The 19949-nt window shown below is 47.2% G+C and carries 14 protein-coding genes; all 14 read right to left on the reverse strand.

Annotated features, from left to right (window positions below):
* Window positions 1-16: 16 nt before the first annotated feature.
* The 14 genes from argF to pcrB all read right to left on the reverse strand — a co-directional run bounded on the left by argF (window position 17) and on the right by pcrB (window position 19589).
* Window positions 17-967, reverse strand: a complete 951-nt coding sequence (gene argF, locus KYJ26_RS14125; RefSeq protein ID WP_219168072.1) for an ornithine carbamoyltransferase — start codon at window positions 965-967, stop codon at window positions 17-19.
* Window positions 967-4044, reverse strand: coding sequence for a carbamoyl phosphate synthase large subunit (locus tag KYJ26_RS14130; protein WP_219168031.1), 3078 nt, complete (start codon window positions 4042-4044; stop codon window positions 967-969). Before KYJ26_RS14130 ends, argF begins: the two co-directional genes overlap by 1 nt.
* The gene (locus KYJ26_RS14135) at window positions 4037-5101 is read right to left on the reverse strand and encodes a carbamoyl phosphate synthase small subunit (protein WP_219168032.1); all 1065 of its coding nucleotides are present in this window, start codon (window positions 5099-5101) and stop codon (window positions 4037-4039) included. Before KYJ26_RS14135 ends, KYJ26_RS14130 begins: the two co-directional genes overlap by 8 nt.
* A 68-nt stretch (window positions 5102-5169) precedes the next feature.
* Window positions 5170-6330, reverse strand: coding sequence for an acetylornithine transaminase (locus tag KYJ26_RS14140; RefSeq protein ID WP_219168033.1), 1161 nt, complete (start codon window positions 6328-6330; stop codon window positions 5170-5172).
* Window positions 6327-7136 carry an acetylglutamate kinase gene (gene argB / locus KYJ26_RS14145; protein WP_257475047.1) on the reverse strand — a complete coding sequence of 270 codons (810 nt, stop codon included), beginning with the start codon at window positions 7134-7136 and terminating at the stop codon, window positions 6327-6329. The genes KYJ26_RS14140 and argB overlap by 4 nt, the downstream gene beginning before the upstream one ends.
* Window positions 7099-8328 carry a bifunctional ornithine acetyltransferase/N-acetylglutamate synthase gene (argJ, locus tag KYJ26_RS14150; protein WP_307513939.1) on the reverse strand — a complete coding sequence of 410 codons (1230 nt, stop codon included), beginning with the start codon at window positions 8326-8328 and terminating at the stop codon, window positions 7099-7101. Before argJ ends, argB begins: the two co-directional genes overlap by 38 nt.
* Before the next feature lie 14 nt (window positions 8329-8342).
* Window positions 8343-9377 (reverse strand): N-acetyl-gamma-glutamyl-phosphate reductase, encoded by a 1035-nt coding sequence (gene argC / locus KYJ26_RS14155; RefSeq protein WP_219168034.1) that lies wholly within the window; start codon window positions 9375-9377, stop codon window positions 8343-8345.
* A 200-nt stretch (window positions 9378-9577) separates the two neighbouring features.
* On the reverse strand, window positions 9578-10858 hold the full coding sequence (gene aceA, locus KYJ26_RS14160; RefSeq protein WP_219168035.1) for an isocitrate lyase: 1281 nt from the start codon (window positions 10856-10858) through the stop codon (window positions 9578-9580).
* A gap of 151 nt (window positions 10859-11009) precedes the next feature.
* Window positions 11010-12599: a malate synthase A gene (gene aceB, locus KYJ26_RS14165; RefSeq protein WP_219168036.1), complete on the reverse strand. Its 1590-nt coding sequence runs from the start codon at window positions 12597-12599 to the stop codon at window positions 11010-11012.
* Between the two features lie 351 nt (window positions 12600-12950).
* The gene (locus tag KYJ26_RS14170; RefSeq protein WP_219168037.1) at window positions 12951-13226 is read right to left on the reverse strand and encodes a DUF3949 domain-containing protein; all 276 of its coding nucleotides are present in this window, start codon (window positions 13224-13226) and stop codon (window positions 12951-12953) included.
* Window positions 13227-13358: 132 nt separating this feature from the next.
* Entirely contained in the window at window positions 13359-14510 is a 1152-nt protein-coding gene (locus KYJ26_RS14175) for a CamS family sex pheromone protein (protein ID WP_219168038.1), read from the reverse strand.
* A 15-nt stretch (window positions 14511-14525) separates the two neighbouring features.
* The gene (ligA, locus tag KYJ26_RS14180; protein WP_219168039.1) at window positions 14526-16532 is read right to left on the reverse strand and encodes an NAD-dependent DNA ligase LigA; all 2007 of its coding nucleotides are present in this window, start codon (window positions 16530-16532) and stop codon (window positions 14526-14528) included.
* A gap of 61 nt (window positions 16533-16593) precedes the next feature.
* Window positions 16594-18819 (reverse strand): DNA helicase PcrA, encoded by a 2226-nt coding sequence (pcrA, locus tag KYJ26_RS14185; protein WP_219168040.1) that lies wholly within the window; start codon window positions 18817-18819, stop codon window positions 16594-16596.
* 83 nt (window positions 18820-18902) lie between these two features.
* Entirely contained in the window at window positions 18903-19589 is a 687-nt protein-coding gene (gene pcrB / locus KYJ26_RS14190) for a heptaprenylglyceryl phosphate synthase (protein ID WP_219168041.1), read from the reverse strand.
* Between the last annotated feature and the right edge of the window lie 360 nt (window positions 19590-19949).

Here is a 19949-nt window from a genome sequence, read left to right on the forward strand (position 1 = left end):
AGCGAACCCTTTGCTTTTATACAAATAGAGATTGCAAGATCGCTTTCTGGACATGCAGTCGATTCTCCGCCTGTTGAAACACCGCGGAATGTGCTCCGTCGATGACGTCTGCCGTCACTTCTTCTTCACGATGGGCAGGAAGGCAATGGAGGAATGTCACATCGGGTGCAGCGTGTGCAAGCAGCCCTTCATTGACTTGATACCCTTTAAAATCTTCAAGACGCTTTAGCGCTTCTTCTTCCTGCCCCATACTTGCCCACACATCGGTGTAGACGACATCAGCCCCTTTGACCGCTTCGATCGGGTCATAAGTAAGCGTAAAACTCACTCCGCTGTTGGCGGCCAGTTCAACCGTCTTACCAATAATATCCGCTTTCGGCTCATACCCTTCCGGACAAGAAACGACGACGTCCATTCCAAGCTTTGCACAAAGGATCATGAAGGAGTGTGCCACATTGTTTCCGTCCCCGATGTACACTGCCTTCACTCCTTTTAACGTCCCCTTTGTTTCAAGGATCGTCAACACATCCGCCAACGCCTGGCAGGGGTGATACGTATCACAGAGCCCGTTGATGACGGGGACGCTTGAACTTGCAGCCAACTGAGTCACTTTCTCTGTCTCAAACGTACGGATCATGATTCCATCCACGTAGGAGGACAGGACCCTCGCCGTATCTTCAATGGACTCCCCTCTTCCAAGCTGGATATCACGGGAATTCAGATAGATGGCATGCCCACCCATTTGAAGCATTCCCGCTTCAAATGACACCCGTGTTCTCGTGGACGACTTTTCAAAGATCATTCCGAGGATCTTTCCTTCCAGGCTCTTGGATCGTGGGTTTTTCTTCAAATACTGAGCAACGTTCAAAAGCTCATGTACCTCTTCCGCCGTGTAATCCAGCCATGTGACAAGATCTCTTCCTTTTAAAGACAGCTTATATGGTATCGATGCGATGTTTGATTTCATCATGCTCCGTTCACTCCCTGCAAGATTTTTGAATGGACTAAAGGCTTAGGTTTAACATTGACTGCGCTCTTACTCCGAATGAAGGCGTACAAGGTTTCCGCTTCGGTCATGACAATGATCCCTGCCTCTAAGGCAACGATCCTTCTCTTCTTCATTACTTCGGATTCCCCATCACTGTAATAGATACAGGCAGTGTCTGTTTCGATCCAATCACTGAATATATCATCCGGGGCTGTCTGATACTGACTTATTTCTGCGTGGGGGCTGTCGACGTAGATCGTCCCGCCGGCTTCCACACCTTCATGAGCTTCTTCGAACACTTTATATAAAGCTTCTTCGACGGTTTCACCCAGACACAGCCCTTCCCCAGTCGACTTCATATTTGCGCCCAGCGTTTGATCAATTTCCGGCATGGCGTGGGATGAAAATACGGGATACTTCACTCCAACCCCATCCACCTTGGAAGGAGTCTCAAAAGCGTCGATCGTCAGGTTCTCCCCGCATATCAAATCGATGGACATATCCATCAGTGAAAAGCCAAGGATCTTACTGACAATCGGGACGGTCCGGCTAGCCCTTGGGTTCACCTCCAACACATATAACTGTTCATCTTGCAGCAGGAATTGAATATTCATAATCCCTTTGTACTGAAGCGCGGAGACGATCTTATTGGCATATCCTTCGATGATCTCTTTCATTTCCTCAGAAAGGGATTCCGAAGGGAAGATGGACATGCTGTCGCCCGAGTGGACACCAGCCCGTTCAATCTGCTCCATCACACCGGGAACATATGCATGGACACCGTCCCCGACAAGATCGATCTCCACTTCCTGTCCCTCTTTGAATTCATCTATTAATATAGGAAAATACTCTTTCTCTGCTTCCTGAATGAAACGTTTCATTTCTTCCGGTGTATTCACCTTCACCATGCCTTTGCCCCCTATGACGTAGGAAGGGCGGCACAGAAGAGGGAAGGCTAGATGACGTGCCACCTGCAGGGCTTCTTCCCTGCTGTGGCAAATCTCTCCCTTCACACGTGGAATTTCTTTAGCATCCAGCAATTGATAAAATCGCTCCCGGTCTTCCACTGTATCAATTTTATCGTTAGAGGTGCCGAGTAATTTCACACCTGCTTCTTCAAGCACTCCTGCCAGGTTCAACGCCGTCTGCCCACCAAATTGGACAAGGACAGCATCCACATTCTCATGTTTGATAATCGACATGACGGATTCAAACGTAATCGGTTCAAAATATAATCGGTCCGCCGTCTCATAATCGGTGCTGACGGTCTCTGGATTATTGTTCACCATGATCGTCGTGTATCCATGCTTTTTCAGACGCTGGATCGCCTTGACGGCACTGTAGTCGAATTCGACTCCCTGGCCGATCCGGATCGGCCCCGCCCCGACGATCAGGACTTTTTTCTCTCCAGCCAAAGGATTTATCTCATTGGAGCCATAGTAGGTCGAATAAGCATAGTTCGTGATGGCTTCAAATTCTCCTGCGCATGTGTCCACCATTTTGAACCCAGGGACGATACCCTCTTCCACTCTCATCGTGGTGATATCCGCTTCTGACTTCCCCGTATATCCGGCGATGACTTTATCCTCAAATCGGAATTCTTTTGCTTTTTTCAAAAGTTCTGAAGTAAACGGCATGCCCTGAAGCCCTTTTTCTACAGACACCAGATTACTCATAACCGACAGGAACAGTTTATCGATTCCCGTCTTATCATGAAGATCGGCAACCGAACTGCCTCTTCTTAACAGCTCCATCAGTTCAAAGAACCGTGAATCCGTCGGCACTTCAATCTTTTCCTCCAAGCCTCTGACCGACACATCACTAAGTCTTCTATAGATGTTCTCTACTGATATATCCAATGATTGAACAGCTTTTTGAAAAGCTGCCTCCAGTGAACGCTCAATCGCCATCACTTCACCCGTTGCTTTCATCTTTGTCCCGAGCACCCGGTTCGCTTCAGGAAACTTGTCAAACGGCCACCTCGGAAACTTTACCACGACATAGTCCAGGGCAGGCTCAAAGCTTGCGTAGGTGGTCCTTGTCAACGGGTTGATGATCTCATCCAATGTGTAGCCGACAGCAATCTTCACCGCGATCTTGGCGATGGGGTAGCCCGTTGCCTTTGATGCAAGGGCAGAAGACCTGCTTACACGGGGATTCACTTCAATCACATAGTACTGTTTGCTGTTAGGGTCTAAAGCAAATTGTATATTGCATCCTCCCACTACCTTAAGAGCACTGATAATATCAAATGCCGCTGTACGGAGCATATGGAACTCCAGATCGGTCAAGGTCTGGGACGGAGCGACGACGATGGAATCCCCTGTATGGACCCCTACCGGATCGAAGTTTTCCATATTGCAGACCGATATACAATTTCCTTTCGAATCTCTCATCACTTCATACTCGATCTCTTTGAAGCCGGCGATGCTTTTTTCCACTAAGACTTGATGGATGGGGCTTGCCTTCAGTCCGGATAAGACGAGCTTTCTGTATTCCTCCATCGTAGAAGCGATCCCTCCGCCTCTTCCCCCTAACGTATAGGCAGGACGGACGATGATTGGGAGGGCAGTCTGTTCAGAGAAAGTCAGTGCCCCTTCCAAATCATGAACGATGCTGCTTTCAGCTGTCGGATGCCCAAGCTCCTCCATTAACGAACGGAACTTCTCTCGATCCTCTCCCTTTTGAATGGAATCAACCGAGGTACCAAGAAGCTTTACACCGTTCTTGGCAAGAACGCCTTTCTCATCCAGTTTGACGGCAAGATTCAAGGCAGTCTGCCCACCCAGGCTTGCCACCAACCCATGGGGGCGTTCTTTTTCGATGATGGCCGTCACAGATTTGACCGAAAGCGGCTCACTATACACTTTGTCGGCGTAAGCGGTATCCGTCATGATGGTGGCGGGATTATTGTTTACAAGGACTACCTCATAGCCCTCTTCCTTCAAGGCAAGACACCCTTGTGTACCGGAGTAATCAAATTCAGCGGCCTGCCCGATGATGATGGGTCCCGACCCGATGATCAGGATTTTCTGTATACTGGAATCTTTAGGCATATAGTTTCTCTCTCCCTGGTTGTTTAATCGATTGATAGAATTGCTTGAAGATCCACGATGCATCTTCAGGTCCCGGACGCGCTTCAGGATGGAATTGAGCGGATAGGATCGGTTTATCCTTATGCTGAAGTCCTTCAAGTGAGCCATCATTCACGTTGATAAAACGTGGCTCAAGGCCGGTACCGACCAGGCTTTCCTTGTTCACCACATAATTATGATTTTGCGAAGTGATGAACACCTCACCCGTTTGATGGTCCATGACGGGATGATTCGCTCCCCTGTGCCCGAATAATAGTCGTTCCGTGTCCCCGCCGAGGGCAAGGGCGATCAATTGGTGACCCAGGCAGATGCCGAGGGTCGGGATTCCCATGATTTTCTCTTTCAGTCGGGGTAGCAATGTCATCATTTCCTTCGGGTCCCCGGGGCCGTTGGATAACACCAGGCCATCGATGCTCAACTGGTCCAACATCTCCAATTGGCGAAACGGAATGACTGTAACGAGACAGTCCATTTCCAAAAGACTGCTTACAATCGATTTCTTCACACCGAAATCGACGACAGCAATATGCTTGCTCCCACTTCCCATCTGACGAATTTCCGTTAGCGCTACCTTTTCGATCTGCCCTGTCAGTTTTTCCTTTTCGGGAACCATTTCTGTATAGGATATACAGGCATTTTGGCTTCCTCCTTCACGGATCGCCTTGACAACCTCTCTCGTATCCACCCCTGTCATGAACGGGATCTTCCACTTCTCCAGATAATCCTTCAAGGAAGAAGTCGCATGATAATGGGAGTATGTGTCTGGCAAATTGAGCATGATCACTCCCTTCACCTGAGGCTCATCGCTTTCTGAATCATCCTCATTCACTCCGTACTGACCGATGAGAGGGTAAGTGAAAACAACGATCTGATCTTTGTAAGAAGGGTCCGTCAGTACTTCCTGATACCCAGTCATTCCCGTGAAAAATACAATCTCACCCTGAATGGGATCACTTCCTTCCATAATGACTTCCCCTTTAAAGATGCTTCCGTTTTCCAAACATAAATAACCTGTCATGAGATGCACTCCCAACTATGAATAAATAGTTATAATTAAGTATTTTTATACATTAATAGTTAAAAAAATTAGTATACTCCGGCTGATTGATGCTGTTTGATCGTACTGACTAAAATATGAATAGCCCGGTCTAGTTCCTTATAAGTAACTGTCAACGGTGGCAAAAGCCTGATGACCCGTGTGCCGGCAGGAAGAGTCAATAACCCATTTTTCCGCAGTTCCGTGATGATGTCTTTCACCTCATGATGGAATGAAATCCCTATCATAAAACCGATCCCTTTCACCTCTTTCACAATTGAACACTCATTCAGCTGGTCGTTCAGTTCATTCATGAAATATTCAGACTTACGCTGAACATCCTGCAAAAAGTCCTCATGAAAGATCGTTTCCATAGTCGCCTTCGCTGCCGCCATAGCTAACGGATTTCCTCCGAAAGTCGATCCGTGAGTGCCCGGTGAAAAGGATGGAATGAGTGTTTCCTTCCCGATCATGGCTCCAACAGGGAATCCGCTGCCGATTCCTTTTGCAACCGTGACGATATCCGGGTCCAGTGAATGGTGCTGATACGCGAATGGCCTCCCTGTCCTTCCTGCACCTGTCTGGACTTCATCGATGATAAGGAGCGCATCCAGCTCCCGGCATTTGGCTTCTACTGCCTTTAAAAATGACTGGGTCCCGGGATTGACTCCCCCTTCTCCTTGAATCACTTCCAGCATGATGGCCGCCACATCCCCATCTTTCACGTCCAACAGTGCCCCTTCATCGTTATATGGAAGATACTCAAATGTCGGTAGTAAGGGCCCGAATCCGCTATGAATCTTTTCTTGGCCTGTTGCGCTCATTGTCGCAAAGGTACGGCCGTGGAAGGACTGCTTGAAAGTGAGGATCTTCGTTTTCCCTGTATGTTTTTTCGCTAATTTAATTGCCGCTTCATTTGCTTCGGCTCCGCTGTTACAAAAAAACACCGCATCCAGACCGCTTGCAGAAGCGAGAAGCGCAGCTGCTTCTTCCTGCTTTGATATTGGAAACAGGTTCGACACATGCCACAGTTCATCCATCTGTTTTTTCACCGCTTCTTTGACACCGGACGGGGAATGACCCAAATTACATACGGCGATACCCGAAATAAAATCCAAATAAGACTCGCCATTACGTTCCTGAACCTCCGTACCCTTTCCTGACACCAATTCGATGTCTAATCGATTATACGTAGGAAATATATGCCTCATATCGCTTGAACCTCTTTTCCATCTGTTATCTGTGTTCCGATCATTTTTCCGTCCTGAATGATGGAGTCCTGACATCCGACAATCATCACTTCATGAATATTTTCATTCAAAACGGATAAAGCAGCCTGAACCTTCGGAATCATCCCTCCGTAAATCACACCGGAATCGATATATTGGTCAACGACCTCCATTGTTACACGTGAAACAAGTTCACCATCTTTCAGGATTCCCGGTACGTCCGTGACAAACACCAATTTTTCTGCATTCAGGGCTTTGGCAACGGCTGAAGCGGCCAGGTCGGCATTTATATTCACCCGATTTCCTCCGGCTATTGCTGCAAGGGGGGCGATGACCGGTAAATAGTTCAAGGAGAGCAGATTGTGCATCAACGTGAGGTTGACCTCCTCTATTTTTCCGACCAATCCCAAAGAGCCTTCATCTATGAAACTCGCCTTTAATAACTGGGCATCGTAACCGCTCAGTCCAATGGCATTGACTCCTTCCAGGTTGAGTCGATGGACGAGTTCACTGTTCACCTTGCCTTTTAGAACTTGTTCAACAATGGCGAAAACATCCTCCGTGGTCTTTCGCTGCCCGTTAATGAAGGTGGACTGTATCCCAAGCATCCCGAGTGTGGCGGTGATGTCTGGCCCCCCACCGTGAACGATGATGACATGATAGCTCCGCTGAAGTTCTCTTATACTTTGATAGAAAGGGGCTGAAAGCTTGGAAAGGACGCTGCCGCCAAGCTTCACCACCAAAACGTTCTTATGTTCGGTAACTTGCATTGATTTTGACATAATCATACGTTAAATCGCACCCCCACGCTTTTCCTTTTCCTTCGCCGTCGTACAGGAAGACGTTAATGTTTACTTGCTCAGCCTGCATATACCGACTCACTTCTTCCTCATTGAATGGTTGAGGCGTTCCGTTTGAAAATACGGTGATGTCCCCTATGGAGATATCACATTGATGAGGGTTTAGATCCACTCCGCTGTGTCCCATGGCTCCGACGATCCTTCCCCAGTTGGGGTCCCCGCCGAAGATGGCCGTTTTCACTAAGTTGGATCCGACAATCTTTTTTGCTACGATATTGGCGTCTTGATGGGAGTTCGCCCCAGTGACACTCACTTCCACCAATTTGGTTGCCCCTTCCCCGTCCCGCGCAATTTGTTTGGCCAGATCTTCACATACCGTGTTCAACCCTGCTTGAAAGTGATGCCAATCAGGATGACTTTCGCCAAGGGCATCATGCTCCACCATCCCGTTTGCCATGCTGATGACCATGTCATTGGTGGATGTTTCCCCGTCTACGGTGATTTGGTTAAAGGATTGATCAATGGCGGTTTTTAGGGCGGATTGTAAAACGTCCGATGGTATGGTGGCATCCGTTGTGATGAAACCGAGCATCGTCGCCATATTGGGATGGATCATTCCGGAACCTTTCCCACATCCTCCGATGGTGACCGTTTTCCCGTCGATCAGCACCTGGCAGCAGGACGTTTTCTCGACTGTATCCGTGGTGAGAATGGCCTGCTGGAACGCGTGGGCATCTTCGGGATTCCCATCGACCTTGATTTCCGTGCAGCCCTTTTTCATTTTTTCCATCGGAAGCCACTCGCCGATGACACCAGTTGATGCCACGGCAACATACTCTTCAGGGATTTGAAACCGATCAGCGATCCATTCCCTTGTTTGATACGCATCCTTCAGTCCTTGTTCTCCTGTACATGCGTTGGCAATCGCACTGTTCACGACGATGGCTTGCAATTTATGAGTTTGAGAGATGCTTTCCTGAGTGACTTTGAGGGGTGCCGCTTGAAAATGACTTTGTGTATAGACCGCTCCGCAGTGAGCAGGTTTCTCGCTGTAAATCACTCCGAAATCCTTCTTTGCATATCGAAGGCCCGCATGGAGTCCACCTGCCTTATACCCAAGGGGCGACAGAATCGTTCCTCCCTCGATCCGTTGAACACCCTTTTCTTTAACCAGTTTCATAGATTCTCCCCCTCTTATGGATAAATTGGATAATAGTGAAGTCCCGTCGTTTCGTCTATCCCCAGCATCACATTCATATTCTGCACGGCTTGACCTGCCGCCCCCTTCACCAGATTATCAATCACTGACACAATCGTTACCCGGTTGGTCCGTGGATCGGCTTTGATGGATACATCACAGAAGTTGGTACCGAACACTTCTTTTGTACTTGGGAATTGACCTTCCCGGCGTACCCGGATGAAAGGACTTCCTTCAAAAAAGCTGTGATAGAGGCTGTGTAACTCCCCCGTGGTTGAGGTGTTCTTTAATTCTGCGTACATCGTCACCATGATCCCCCTGGTCATGGGAATGAGATGGGTGGAGAAAGTGATTGGTCCCGTTTCACTGTCCCATATCTTTAACTGTTGCTCGATTTCCGGAGTGTGCTGGTGCTCATGGACTTTATAGATTCGTAGATTTTCCTGTGTCTCCGAGAAGTGGCTGGACTGAGTCGCTTTTCTCCCCGCTCCGGACAATCCCGTTTTGGCATCGATGATCAAGGAATGGGGCTTTGTGAGACCGTGATGAAAGAGCGGGGCAAGACCCAACAGTGTTGCCGTCGGAAAGCACCCGGGGTTCGCAATCAGGTCCGCTTCCCGGATGGTCTCGCGATTGAGTTCAGTCAGTCCGTAAACGGCTTTGTCCAGGATATGTTTCGGCGCCGATTCTCCTTTATACCATTCTTCATATTCACGGGGATTCTTTAAACGAAGATCACCGGAAAGGTCAATCACTTTCACCTTTTTCCCGATGAGGTTCTGAGCCAGCTCCCTTGATACGCCGGAAGGAGCGGCCAGGAAAACGAAATCCAACTGCTGCATTTCCTCCAACAAGATCGGTTTCACTTTTTCTCCGGAAAGGCCGGATAAATGCGGATACTCCTCCGCATAGGAAGTCCCATCTAAAGATGATGAATACAGAATGCATTCACTTACATTCGGATGATTTGACAACAGACGATACAGCTCCACGCCTCCATACCCAGTACTACCAACAATACCAACATCCAATACCAATCACTCCAGACATTAAATTTAAATTAGGTCTAATTATATGAGTGTATATTAATAAAATCAATAGTATATTTATAAATTTTTAACTAAAGTTACTTTATTCACAAATTCACTTCGATAGTACTAGAAACAAACACAAATAAAGGTCCGTCCCTCGACGTTGAGGGACGGACCTTTATGAGTATTTTAATACTGTTTTAGAATTGGGCTGCCTCGGTTGAACCTTTCAGGGCTGTCGTGGAGGATGTGCCACCTGAAATCACCATGGATACCTCGTCAAAATAACCTGTTCCTACTTCACGCTGATGTCTAGTAGCTGAATATCCGTGCTTCTCGCTCGCAAACTCTGCTTCCTGAAGCTGTGAATAAGCAGCCATACCACGATCTTTGTACCCTCTCGCAAGCTCGAACATACTGTGGTTCAGTGCGTGGAAACCTGCAAGTGTGACGAACTGGAATTTATAGCCCATTTTCCCAAGCTCCACTTGGAATTTGGCGATCGTTTCATCATCCAATTTCTTCTTCCAGTTAAACGACGGCGAACAGTTATATGCCAACAATTTCCCTGGATGTTCAGCATGGATCGCTTCTGCAAATCGGCGCGCTTCTTCAAGATTCGGTTCAGACGTTTCACACCATACAAGATCTGCATAAGGAGCATATGCAAGACCTCTTGCAATCGCCTGGTCAAGCCCGGCATTCGTGCGGAAGAATCCTTCCGGCGTGCGGTCGCCCGTAATAAACTCTGCATCATACGGATCTACATCACTCGTAATCAAATCCGCGGCATTCGCATCCGTACGTGCAACAATTAACGTCGGCACGCCCATTACATCCGAAGCAAGACGGGCGGAAATGAGATTCTTAACTGCCGTTTGAGTAGGAAGAAGAACCTTACCTCCCAGATGACCGCACTTCTTCTCAGACGAAAGCTGATCTTCAAAGTGGACGGCAGAAGCTCCTGCTTCAATCATCCCCTTCATTAATTCGAACACGTTTAACTGGCCTCCGAATCCTGCTTCCGCATCGGCCACAATCGGCACGAACCAATCGATGGATTCATCCCCTTCCACATAATGAACCTGGTCGGCACGTTGCAGGGCCTGGTTGATCCTCTTTACGACAGATGGGACGGAGTTAGCAGGGTACAGACTTTGATCGGGATACATATGACCTGAAAGGTTAGCATCCGCTGCAACCTGCCACCCGCTTAAATAGATGGCTTTCAGTCCGGCTCTTACCTGTTGGACCGCCTGGTTTCCTGTCAAAGCGCCAAGGGCATTGATATAGTCTTCTTCGTGAAGTAGATTCCACAGCTTTTCAGAACCGCGGCGGGCAAGGGTGTGCTCAATGTCGATGGAGCCTCTTAGACGAATAACGTCTTCAGCCGAGTACGGGCGTGTGATCCCCTTCCAGCGCTGATCCATTTCCCAGTTTTCCTGTAGTGACGTTACACGTTCGTTATTCGCTTTTACCATGTTAAATCTCTCCCTTTTTTTGTTTTTGGATTTTATATGTTCGAAAATGATCTTGCGTCAGTTCTTGAGGTCCGTCCCTGATGCCCCATCTAAGCAGTAGTGGTGCCTGAGGTCGCCATTCACCCTGAGGTCCGTCCCTCCAGATGTTTCTTTAAAGGATCTTGTAACCCGGAATCGTAAGGAAGTCTGTGAACTCATCATTTTGGATGAGCTGGTCGAATAGTTCGACGGCTTCCGCGAATCGACGTTCCTTATATCTCTCTTCTCCTAATTGACTTTTGAGTTTCGTCAGTTCTTCCTGTTTCAACACTTCATAGAGTTCCATGCTGATGTTCCGGCCATCGTCAAGGATTCCCTTCGGATGACGGATCCACTGCCATAGCTGGGCACGTGAGATTTCTGCTGTCGCCACATCTTCCATCAGGTTGTGGATCGGCGCCGCGCCCTGGCCGCTCAGCCAGGAAGAAATGTATTGAATGCCCACATTGATGTTCAAGCGGACACCCTCTTCCGTTATCGCTCCTTGAGGGACTTCTAGCAGATCCCGTTCAGACACGTCCAGACTATCCAATGTCTTCACTTCGATCTGATTCGCCATCTTCATTTCATGATTGAATACGTCCATGGCAACCGGTACTAATCCCGGATGCGCGACCCATGTACCGTCATGACCATCACGAGCTTCCCTTTCTTTGTCTGTTTTTACTTTATTGAACGCTTCTTCATTCTTTACAGGATCGTTCTTTACAGGAATCTGTGCCGCCATCCCGCCTATCGCAGGAGCTCCCCTTCTGTGACAAGTTTTAATCGTAAGCAGTGAGTACGCTCTCATGAATGGCGCTGTCATCGTGACCGACGAACGATCCGGGAGAATCACATCATCCTGCTCCCGAAGCTTTTTGATATAGCTGAAAATATAATCCCATCTTCCACAGTTCAATCCTGCTGAATGATCTTTTAATTCATAAAGGATCTCATCCATTTCAAACGCAGCTGTAATTGTTTCGATCAGTACCGTTGCTTTGATCGTCCCTTGGGGAATCCCGACATACTCCTGCGCAAAGACGAATACATCATTCCAAAACCGTGCTTCCTGGTGACTTTCTAATTTAGGTAAGTAAAAATAAGGGCCTTTATCTGAAGAAGTTAATTGAGTTGCATTATGGATAAAGAATAAGCCAAAATCTACAAGGCTTCCCGATAGTGGTTTTCCATCCAGTTCGATATGTTTCTCTTCCAGATGAAGCCCCCTTGGTCGCACGATAAGTACGGCATGTTCTTCTTTTAATTCATAACGCTTCCCGTTCGTCTCGAAGTCTATCTTGTGGTGAACAGCATCTCTGAGGTTGATCTGTCCTTCTATGAGGTTCTTCCATGTTGGTGAGGTGGCATCTTCAAAACATGCCATGAAACATTTCGCTCCAGAGTTCAGAGCATTGATGACCATCTTCCGATCGACAGGACCTGTAATTTCCACCCTGCGATCTTGTAACGCTTTTGGTATCGGGCGCACCTTCCAATCACTTTGTCGAATCGATTCTGTTTCAGGCAGGAAATGGGGAAGCTCTCCTCCATTGATCCGTTCCTGCTTTTCGTCCCTGTTGTGTAACAGCTCCTTGCGTTTGTCTCCGAATCTCCGTTCCAACTGCTCTAAAAACTGTAAAGATTCCGGAGATAAAATGTCAGCAAAGCCCGGTCGTATTTCCCCGGTTACCTTGATACCAACCATCTGAGTAGACATAGAACCCATTCACTCCTTAATTGTACTTAACAAATCTTTATTGTTATAATACAGATTATTTAACATGTTTGTATTGTATAACAGAAGCATCTGTTTTGGAACACTTTTTTCAGAATTTTCATTCGACAATTTTCGCAAGTTTACTAAATCGCTCCCTAAATAAAAACGAAGGTCCGTCCCTCATCGCGTTAAAGCGGTGAGGGACGGACCTTCAATTCAATCCAGGAACCTGAATGGGTTAACGTTTGTGCTCCAATTCGCTAATTCTCTTCTCTAACTTTTTGTTCTGCTCGAGGACTGAGGAGGCAAAAACTAGAGAGGTTCCCGCCACTGCAAGGGCAATAAAACTCATCATCCTTTTCCACCTCCCTTGTTTTGCATCTTTTTCATCTTGTAGAGGATATGGGCAATGATGTTGGCAGGGATGAAGAGAGGGTTGGACTGGGCATTGTGATGAAGCACCTGCTCCTGCACAGGCATATCCTCAAACATCTTCCCCTGGGACACATTCTTTCTTCTTTCCTCATCCATCGCTTTAATATAACGATACTGTATCGGGATCATGTTGAGCGTGACAACGAATAATACAAGAGCCACGATGAGTCCGAATAGATAATATCCGTTCATACTGTATCACCTCAATTAGTCTTTACCCTTTCTACGAGTGCAAAGGCGTGATGGTTTCATTTTCCTGGAAAAAGCAAGGTCCGTCCCTCAAAAAAAAGAACTAATCACTGTGTGGATTAGTTCTTTCTCTCGTTATTCATAGATGTGTAAGTATGTTTCTTTACTGCCCTTTTTCTTCACGATGAGGGCTTCCGGACCGTAGGAAGAGGAGACGAGGAGTTCTACGTCCCAGCTTTCCGGGGTCTGTTTGCCGATCATGTTGGTGAGGTGCTGGGCGAATCCGATCGTTTCAGCTTTTCCCTGGAAGGAAAGAGCCACTTCGAATTCCATTTTGGACAGTTTCTGATCTTGATAGAGTGCCTGTCCTGTCAGTCCTGTGTAGACTGGAAAATACTTTTCGATATCTGTTTTGAATTCATTAAAGACTTTATAATCGTTCGGATGGTTCTCCTGGGCTTCAGGGGAAGGGAATAGATAATAATCTTCATTGATTCCTTTCCAATCCTGAATACCATTTTCATCAGGCTCCACCGACGTATAGGCAAAAAAGTGCCCGGGCACGACTTGATCTTTCGGAGCCTGTTTATATAGAGAGATCATAATCGGAACGTTTTGAAGTTCTTTATTCTGACGAAGGCGGTTCAGAACTTCACCGGCGATTTTCGCTCCCTGCTCTTTCAGAACCTCATTGCTGATCTTTTTTACTGTTCTTGTCCCATTAGACATATTGGTCTCATATTGAACAGAATTCAGGGATAAGGCGATGGCCACCCCACCCAGTCGCACCTTATTGTCTTCTTTCTTCATCAAGTAATTATGTTCAATCACATGGGCCAAGTAGATCGGTGCATTCTCACCGCTTGACTGCATGGGATTCAGACCCACATTCTGAGACTCCTGAAGGCCCTTTTCCTTCAGCTGTTCACTTGTATACTTTCGCTGCAGCCAGCTGTCCACCGTTTTCTTATTCAAGAATTGTCCTTCTTTGAAGTAGTAATCATCGGTTGAAAACCGATTTTGAGCCACTCTTAATAAACCTTTTTCGATTTCATTGATATCGTATCTTGATCCAAGATCATTCACGACGACACCCCGGGTATTGCTCGTTTCATAGGGAAGCATCGTCTTGTAGTATTCTTTCGATATTTGGAAGCTTGGTATGATGGCTTTCTTTGCTTCGCTATCCTGATTTTCCTGAACGACCTGATCCTGTTTCTCAAATGTCGGAGCACAGCCTCCCAATAACAACAGCGCGGAGAGAGCGACCGAAATCCCTTTTTTCATTCCTCGTTACACCTCTTATCGGTTAAGTTCTTCCATCAGCTTGTCCTCATCCCAGACTTCTATATTTAACTCATTTGCTTTTGCAAGCTTCGATCCCGCATCTTCCCCTGCGATGACAAGATCGGTTTTCTTACTGACACTGCCGGTTACTTTCCCGCCGAGCATCTCGATCTTTTCTTTCGCTTCATTCCGGCTCAAACGCTCGATTTTCCCCGTGAGGACAATGGTCTTCCCTGCAAAATACGAGTCGACGTCACTCAGAGCTACAGGCTTTGGTCCTTTGTATTCAAGGTTCACACCAGCATCTTTCAGCTCCTGAATGAGTTCCTTTACTTCATCATTTTCAAAGTAAGCAACGATAGCATCGGCCATTTTATCCCCGATCTCATTGACATTCGTCAGCTCTTCTTTCCCCACTTCCATCAGTCTGTCCATCGAGCCGAACTCCTGTGCGAGGGTCTTTGCCGCTTTGGCACCCACATGACGGATACCAAGACCGAATAACAGTTTCTCCAAGGAATTCTTCTTCGACGTTTGAATGGCTTCCAAAAGGTTATCAACGGATTTCTCACCCATCCGCTCAAGCTTGAGAAGCTGATCCCGCTCTAATCTGTATAAGTCGGCGACATCTTCGATCAGTTTCTCCCTGAATAACTGGCTGATCACTTTTTCACCCAGTCCATCGATATTCATGGCATTCCGGGATACAAAGTGAATGAGACCTTCACGAATTTGCGCAGGACATTTCGGGTTGATACAGCGAAGAGCCACTTCCCCTTCAAGTCTCACCAGCTCACTTTCACATTCCGGACAATGAGTCGGCATTAGGAATTCCTGTTCGCTTCCTGTTCTCTTATCTTCCAGTACGTTGACGACTTCAGGGATGATGTCACCCGCTTTTTTAATGACGACATGGTCACCGATTTTGATATCTTTTTCGCGGATTAGATCTTCATTATGAAGCGAGGCACGTTGTACGGTCGTTCCCGCTACACGGACCGGCTCCAGAATGGCCGTTGGCGTGACGACTCCCGTACGTCCTACACTCAATTCAATGTCCTTCAGCACCGTGACGACTTCTTCTGCCGGGAACTTGAAGGCAATGGCCCACCTCGGGCTCTTGGCTGTCGTTCCAAGCTCCTCTTGCTGATCAAGGGAGTCGACTTTAATAACGATTCCGTCTATGTCATATGGAAGATTGGGGCGCTCTTCTGTCCATTTTCCGACAAAATCAAGGACTTCTTCGATCGTCGCACAACGTTTCCGTTCAGGATTCGTTTTAAAACCGAGTTTGTCTAACGTATCCAGTCCCTCACTGTGAGAGTCGATCCCTGTATTTCCTATATCAGCTAATGCATATAGGAAAACATCGAGATTCCTTGAAGCTGCGATCTTCGGATCAAGCTGGCGCAGGGAACCTGCTGCCGCATTGCGCGGATTGGCAAAGGGTTCTTCCCCTTTTTCTTCTTTGATTTTATTCAGTGCTTCGAATGATCCTTTCGGCATGAAGGCCTCGCCCCGTACCTCAAAGGACATCTTCTCTGAGATCTTTAGAGGTATGGAACGGATCGTCTTCAGATTCGATGTGATATCTTCACCAATGGAACCATCACCCCTTGTTGCCCCCTGGACGAACGCGCCCTCTTCATATCTGAGGGAGACGGCCAAACCATCGATCTTCAGCTCGCAAACATAGGAGAAGTCATCTCCCACCGCTTGGCGGACACGGCGATCAAAGTCACGAAGATCTTCTTCATTGAAGGCATTCCCAAGACTCAACATCGGAGTTCTGTGCTCTACTTTATCGAAAGATTCTAGAATCGTGCCCCCTACTCGCTGAGAAGGAGAATCCGCAGATTTCAATTCCGGATATTGATCCTCGAGCCCGATCAGTTCCCTGAGAAGCTGATCGTACTCGGAATCAGGAACAGAAGGCTTGTCGAGTACATGGTATTCATAATTATATTGGTTTAACAATTCATGCAGTTCATTGATACGCTTTTCGGCTGATTGTCGATCCATTTCCACAATCCTTTCTTGCTTATATATTCAGTAAGCCGGAAGGAATTACCCTCCCGACACGTCATGCTTTTTCGATTGGGGCAAATTTAGCCAGGAGACGCTTGATTCCCATTGGACTAGGGAAAGCAATATCAAGCTCGACACTGTCTCCAGACCCTTTCACACTGACAACCGTTCCCGTTCCCCATTTCTTATGCTGGGCCTTATCCCCGACCTGCCACGCAACGGATTCTCCACCTGTCGTGGTTTGGACCGGACGTGCAACCGGCTTTCTCGGTGCAGGGCGTGACGGTGATTTCGAAGCTGACTTCCCGAACGGCGTAAAGGCAGTCTTCTTCTCTGCCATGACGTCATCCAGCAGGTCCGCCGGAATCTCGTTGATGAATCGGGAAACAGGGTTCATCTTCGTTTGACCGAAGAGTGTCCTCATCTGCGCATTTGTCAAGAAGAGCTGTTCTTCTGCACGGGTGATCCCTACGTACGCCAAACGGCGCTCTTCTTCCATTTCATCCTCTTCCATAAGGGAACGGCTGTGAGGAAATACCCCTTCCTCCATCCCCATAAGGAATACGACAGGAAATTCAAGACCTTTGGCTGCGTGTAGGGTCATTAAGATGACGGAATCTTTCGGCTGGTCATCTTCATCAAGCTTATCGATGTCGGCGACCAGGGCAAGATCTGTCAGAAATGCCACGAGGCTCTTATCATCATTGGTTTCCTCGAAGCTCTTCGTTACTGACAGGAACTCGTCCAAGTTCTCGAGTCTTGATTGAGACTCGATGGACTTTTCCGCTTTCAGCATGTCTGTGTAGCCTGATTTCTCGAGGATTTCTTCTACCAGTTCGGTTACAGATAGATACTCCTGCATACTGGTATAGCCTTTCACCATCTCCATGAATTCAATCACGGCCTTGGTAATTTTAGGGCTGAGTCCGATGAAGTCCGCTTCTGCAAGCGCTCTGAACATGGATATATCATGGTCCTGAGCGTAACGGGCAATTTTATCAATAGACGTGGCCCCTACACCCCTCTTCGGTACATTGATGACCCGCTGCAGGCTGATGTCATCATCAGGATTCGAAATGAGTCTTAAATACGCTAAAATATCCTTGATCTCTTTACGATCATAGAACTTGATGCCTCCCACAATGGAGTATTCGATGTTCGATTTAAGCAGAACTTCCTCCATGACACGGGACTGGGCATTTGTACGGTACAGGATGGCAAAATCAGAATACTTTTTCTTGCCGCCCTCCATCATTTCTTTAATTTTACCCGTGACGAATTGAGCTTCCGTCTGCTCAGTATCTGCCCTGAAATAAGAGATCTTCTCACCGTCATCATTTTCTGTCCAAAGATTCTTCGGTTTACGGTTTGAATTCTTCTGTATGACTTCATTCGCCGCCTGAAGGATTCTTTTCGTTGAACGATAATTCTGTTCAAGGAAAATGACTGTAGCTCTTGGGTAATCCTTCTCGAAAGAAAGGATATTGGCAATGTCCGCACCGCGCCATTTGTATATCGACTGATCCGAATCACCTACCACACAGAGGTTCTGAAAACGGGATGCGAGCAGTTTCACGAGCATATATTGCGCTCTGTTCGTATCCTGATACTCATCCACGTGGATATATTGAAACTTGCGCTGATAAAATTCCAGCACTTCCGGTACACGTTGAAACAATTGAATTGTCGTCATGATCAGATCATCGAAATCGAGCGCCTGATTCTTTCGTAATCGCTTCTGATACTCTGTGTACACGTCCGAAACGACCTGGTCGTAATATCCCCCCACCTGCTTTGATAATTCTTCTGGTGTGGTCAGCTCATTTTTCGCAGAGCTGATTGATCCAAGAAGGGAACGAGGATCAAATTTCTTTGGGTCTATATTTTTTTCTTTTAAAATCGATTTAATGACAGACTGCTGATCCGTCGAGTCCAGGATCGTGAAGTTTCGGCTTAATCCGATCCGGTCGATATCACGGCGAAGGATCCGTACACACATGCTGTGGAAAGTAGAGATCCAAATGTTCTCCGACGCCCCTCCAAGGATGTTATGGATACGATCCTTCATCTCTCTCGCTGCTTTATTTGTAAAGGTAATCGCTAAAATATTATAAGGATTGACCCCTTTTTCCACCATCAAATACGCAATACGGTGTGTCAATACTCTCGTCTTCCCTGAGCCTGCCCCTGCCATGATCAACAGAGGTCCCTCCGTTGCCTTTACCGCTTCCGCCTGCTCGGGATTCATTCCATTCAACAATCGATCAGTCAAAAATTGCATACTCTCTCACCACCATAACGAACGTTTGTTCTATTTTGTGTTACCATTATATCTTATTCAGGGACTGACCTCCAGCAGGATCTTTACCCCTTAACTGCTTTTACCGTTTTTAACGCTTCTTTCAAATTCTCATACACAGCATTTCCAACGACGACCACATCTGAAACCCCGGACATCTCCTTCGCCTGCTGTGCGGATTTGATACCCCCGCCATAGAATAAAGTCGTGTTCTCCAACGAATCCTTCACTTCTTTAACCGTTCCGATGTCCCCATATGTACCACTGTACTCAAGGTAAAAAATCGGCAGGTTGAACATCTTCTCTGCCATCATGGCATAAGCTGCCGCGTCTTCACTTGAAATATCTGTGTTTGCTTTCGTTACCTGAGCCGCTTTGCATTCACGGTTCAATATACAATATCCTTCTACAAGGATTTCATCCCAATTCATGATTTCTCCATATTCCTTGACCGCCTGGTGATGCAAACCCGTCACCCAGTTCATATCCGAGCTGTTCATCACCATTGGAATGAAATACAGATCGAAGCCCGGAGTGATCGACTCCAGATTTGATACTTCCAGAATACAAGGAACCGTATATCGTCTCACTCGTGCCATCAAATCAAGAACCTTTTCAAGGGTTACACCGTCCGTACCCCCTACGATGATCGCATCTGTTCCCGATTCACATACTGCTTCTAAATCTTCATCATCTATTGTCTTATTCGGATCTAGTTTAAATACATGGCGCCACTCTTGGACATCATACATATGCTGTTCCTCCATTCATACATCCATCTAACGTATTATATCATTTGTGGAAGGCTGTCGCATTACCTACAAAAGCGGAGGCGGCTCGCCCAGAGGCGACGAGCATAAGATGAACCTGCCGGAAAGGCGTTCTTTGCCTTTTTGGCAGGTTTAGCTTATGACCTCGAGCCTCTAGCCGCCAGAGCTGGATGACACCGAAAGCGGAGGCGGCTTGCTCAGACCCGACAAGCATATGGCGAACTGGCCGGAAAGGCGCTTTTTGCCTTTTTGGACAGGTTGACTTATGACCTCGAGGGGCTAGCCGCCGGAGCTGGATGACACCCGGACAAAAACAAAGACCGCTCGTCATAGACAGCGGTC

This window comes from Rossellomorea orangium (assembly GCF_019334305.1).
In the GTDB taxonomy this organism is placed as follows: Bacteria; Bacillota; Bacilli; order Bacillales; family Bacillaceae_B; genus Rossellomorea.

What these genes read in the sequence shown, in the direction of transcription:
- aceA (WP_219168035.1), bottom strand. Translation starts at nt 10,858, where the DNA reads ATGGTAAAAGCGAATAACGAACGTGTAACGTCACTACAGGAAAACTGG.
- argB (WP_257475047.1), bottom strand. Translation starts at nt 7,136, where the DNA reads ATGATTATGTCAAAATCAATGCAAGTTACCGAACATAAGAACGTTTTG.
- pcrB (WP_219168041.1), bottom strand. Translation starts at nt 19,589, where the DNA reads ATGTATGATGTCCAAGAGTGGCGCCATGTATTTAAACTAGATCCGAAT.
- ligA (WP_219168039.1), bottom strand. Translation starts at nt 16,532, where the DNA reads ATGGATCGACAATCAGCCGAAAAGCGTATCAATGAACTGCATGAATTG.
- argF (WP_219168072.1), bottom strand. Translation starts at nt 967, where the DNA reads ATGAAATCAAACATCGCATCGATACCATATAAGCTGTCTTTAAAAGGA.
- KYJ26_RS14130 (WP_219168031.1), bottom strand. Translation starts at nt 4,044, where the DNA reads ATGCCTAAAGATTCCAGTATACAGAAAATCCTGATCATCGGGTCGGGA.
- pcrA (WP_219168040.1), bottom strand. Translation starts at nt 18,819, where the DNA reads ATGCAATTTTTGACTGATCGATTGTTGAATGGAATGAATCCCGAGCAG.
- KYJ26_RS14140 (WP_219168033.1), bottom strand. Translation starts at nt 6,330, where the DNA reads ATGAGGCATATATTTCCTACGTATAATCGATTAGACATCGAATTGGTG.
- argJ (WP_307513939.1), bottom strand. Translation starts at nt 8,328, where the DNA reads ATGAAACTGGTTAAAGAAAAGGGTGTTCAACGGATCGAGGGAGGAACG.
- KYJ26_RS14135 (WP_219168032.1), bottom strand. Translation starts at nt 5,101, where the DNA reads ATGACAGGTTATTTATGTTTGGAAAACGGAAGCATCTTTAAAGGGGAA.
- KYJ26_RS14170 (WP_219168037.1), bottom strand. Translation starts at nt 13,226, where the DNA reads ATGAACGGATATTATCTATTCGGACTCATCGTGGCTCTTGTATTATTC.
- KYJ26_RS14175 (WP_219168038.1), bottom strand. Translation starts at nt 14,510, where the DNA reads ATGAAAAAAGGGATTTCGGTCGCTCTCTCCGCGCTGTTGTTATTGGGA.
- aceB (WP_219168036.1), bottom strand. Translation starts at nt 12,599, where the DNA reads ATGTCTACTCAGATGGTTGGTATCAAGGTAACCGGGGAAATACGACCG.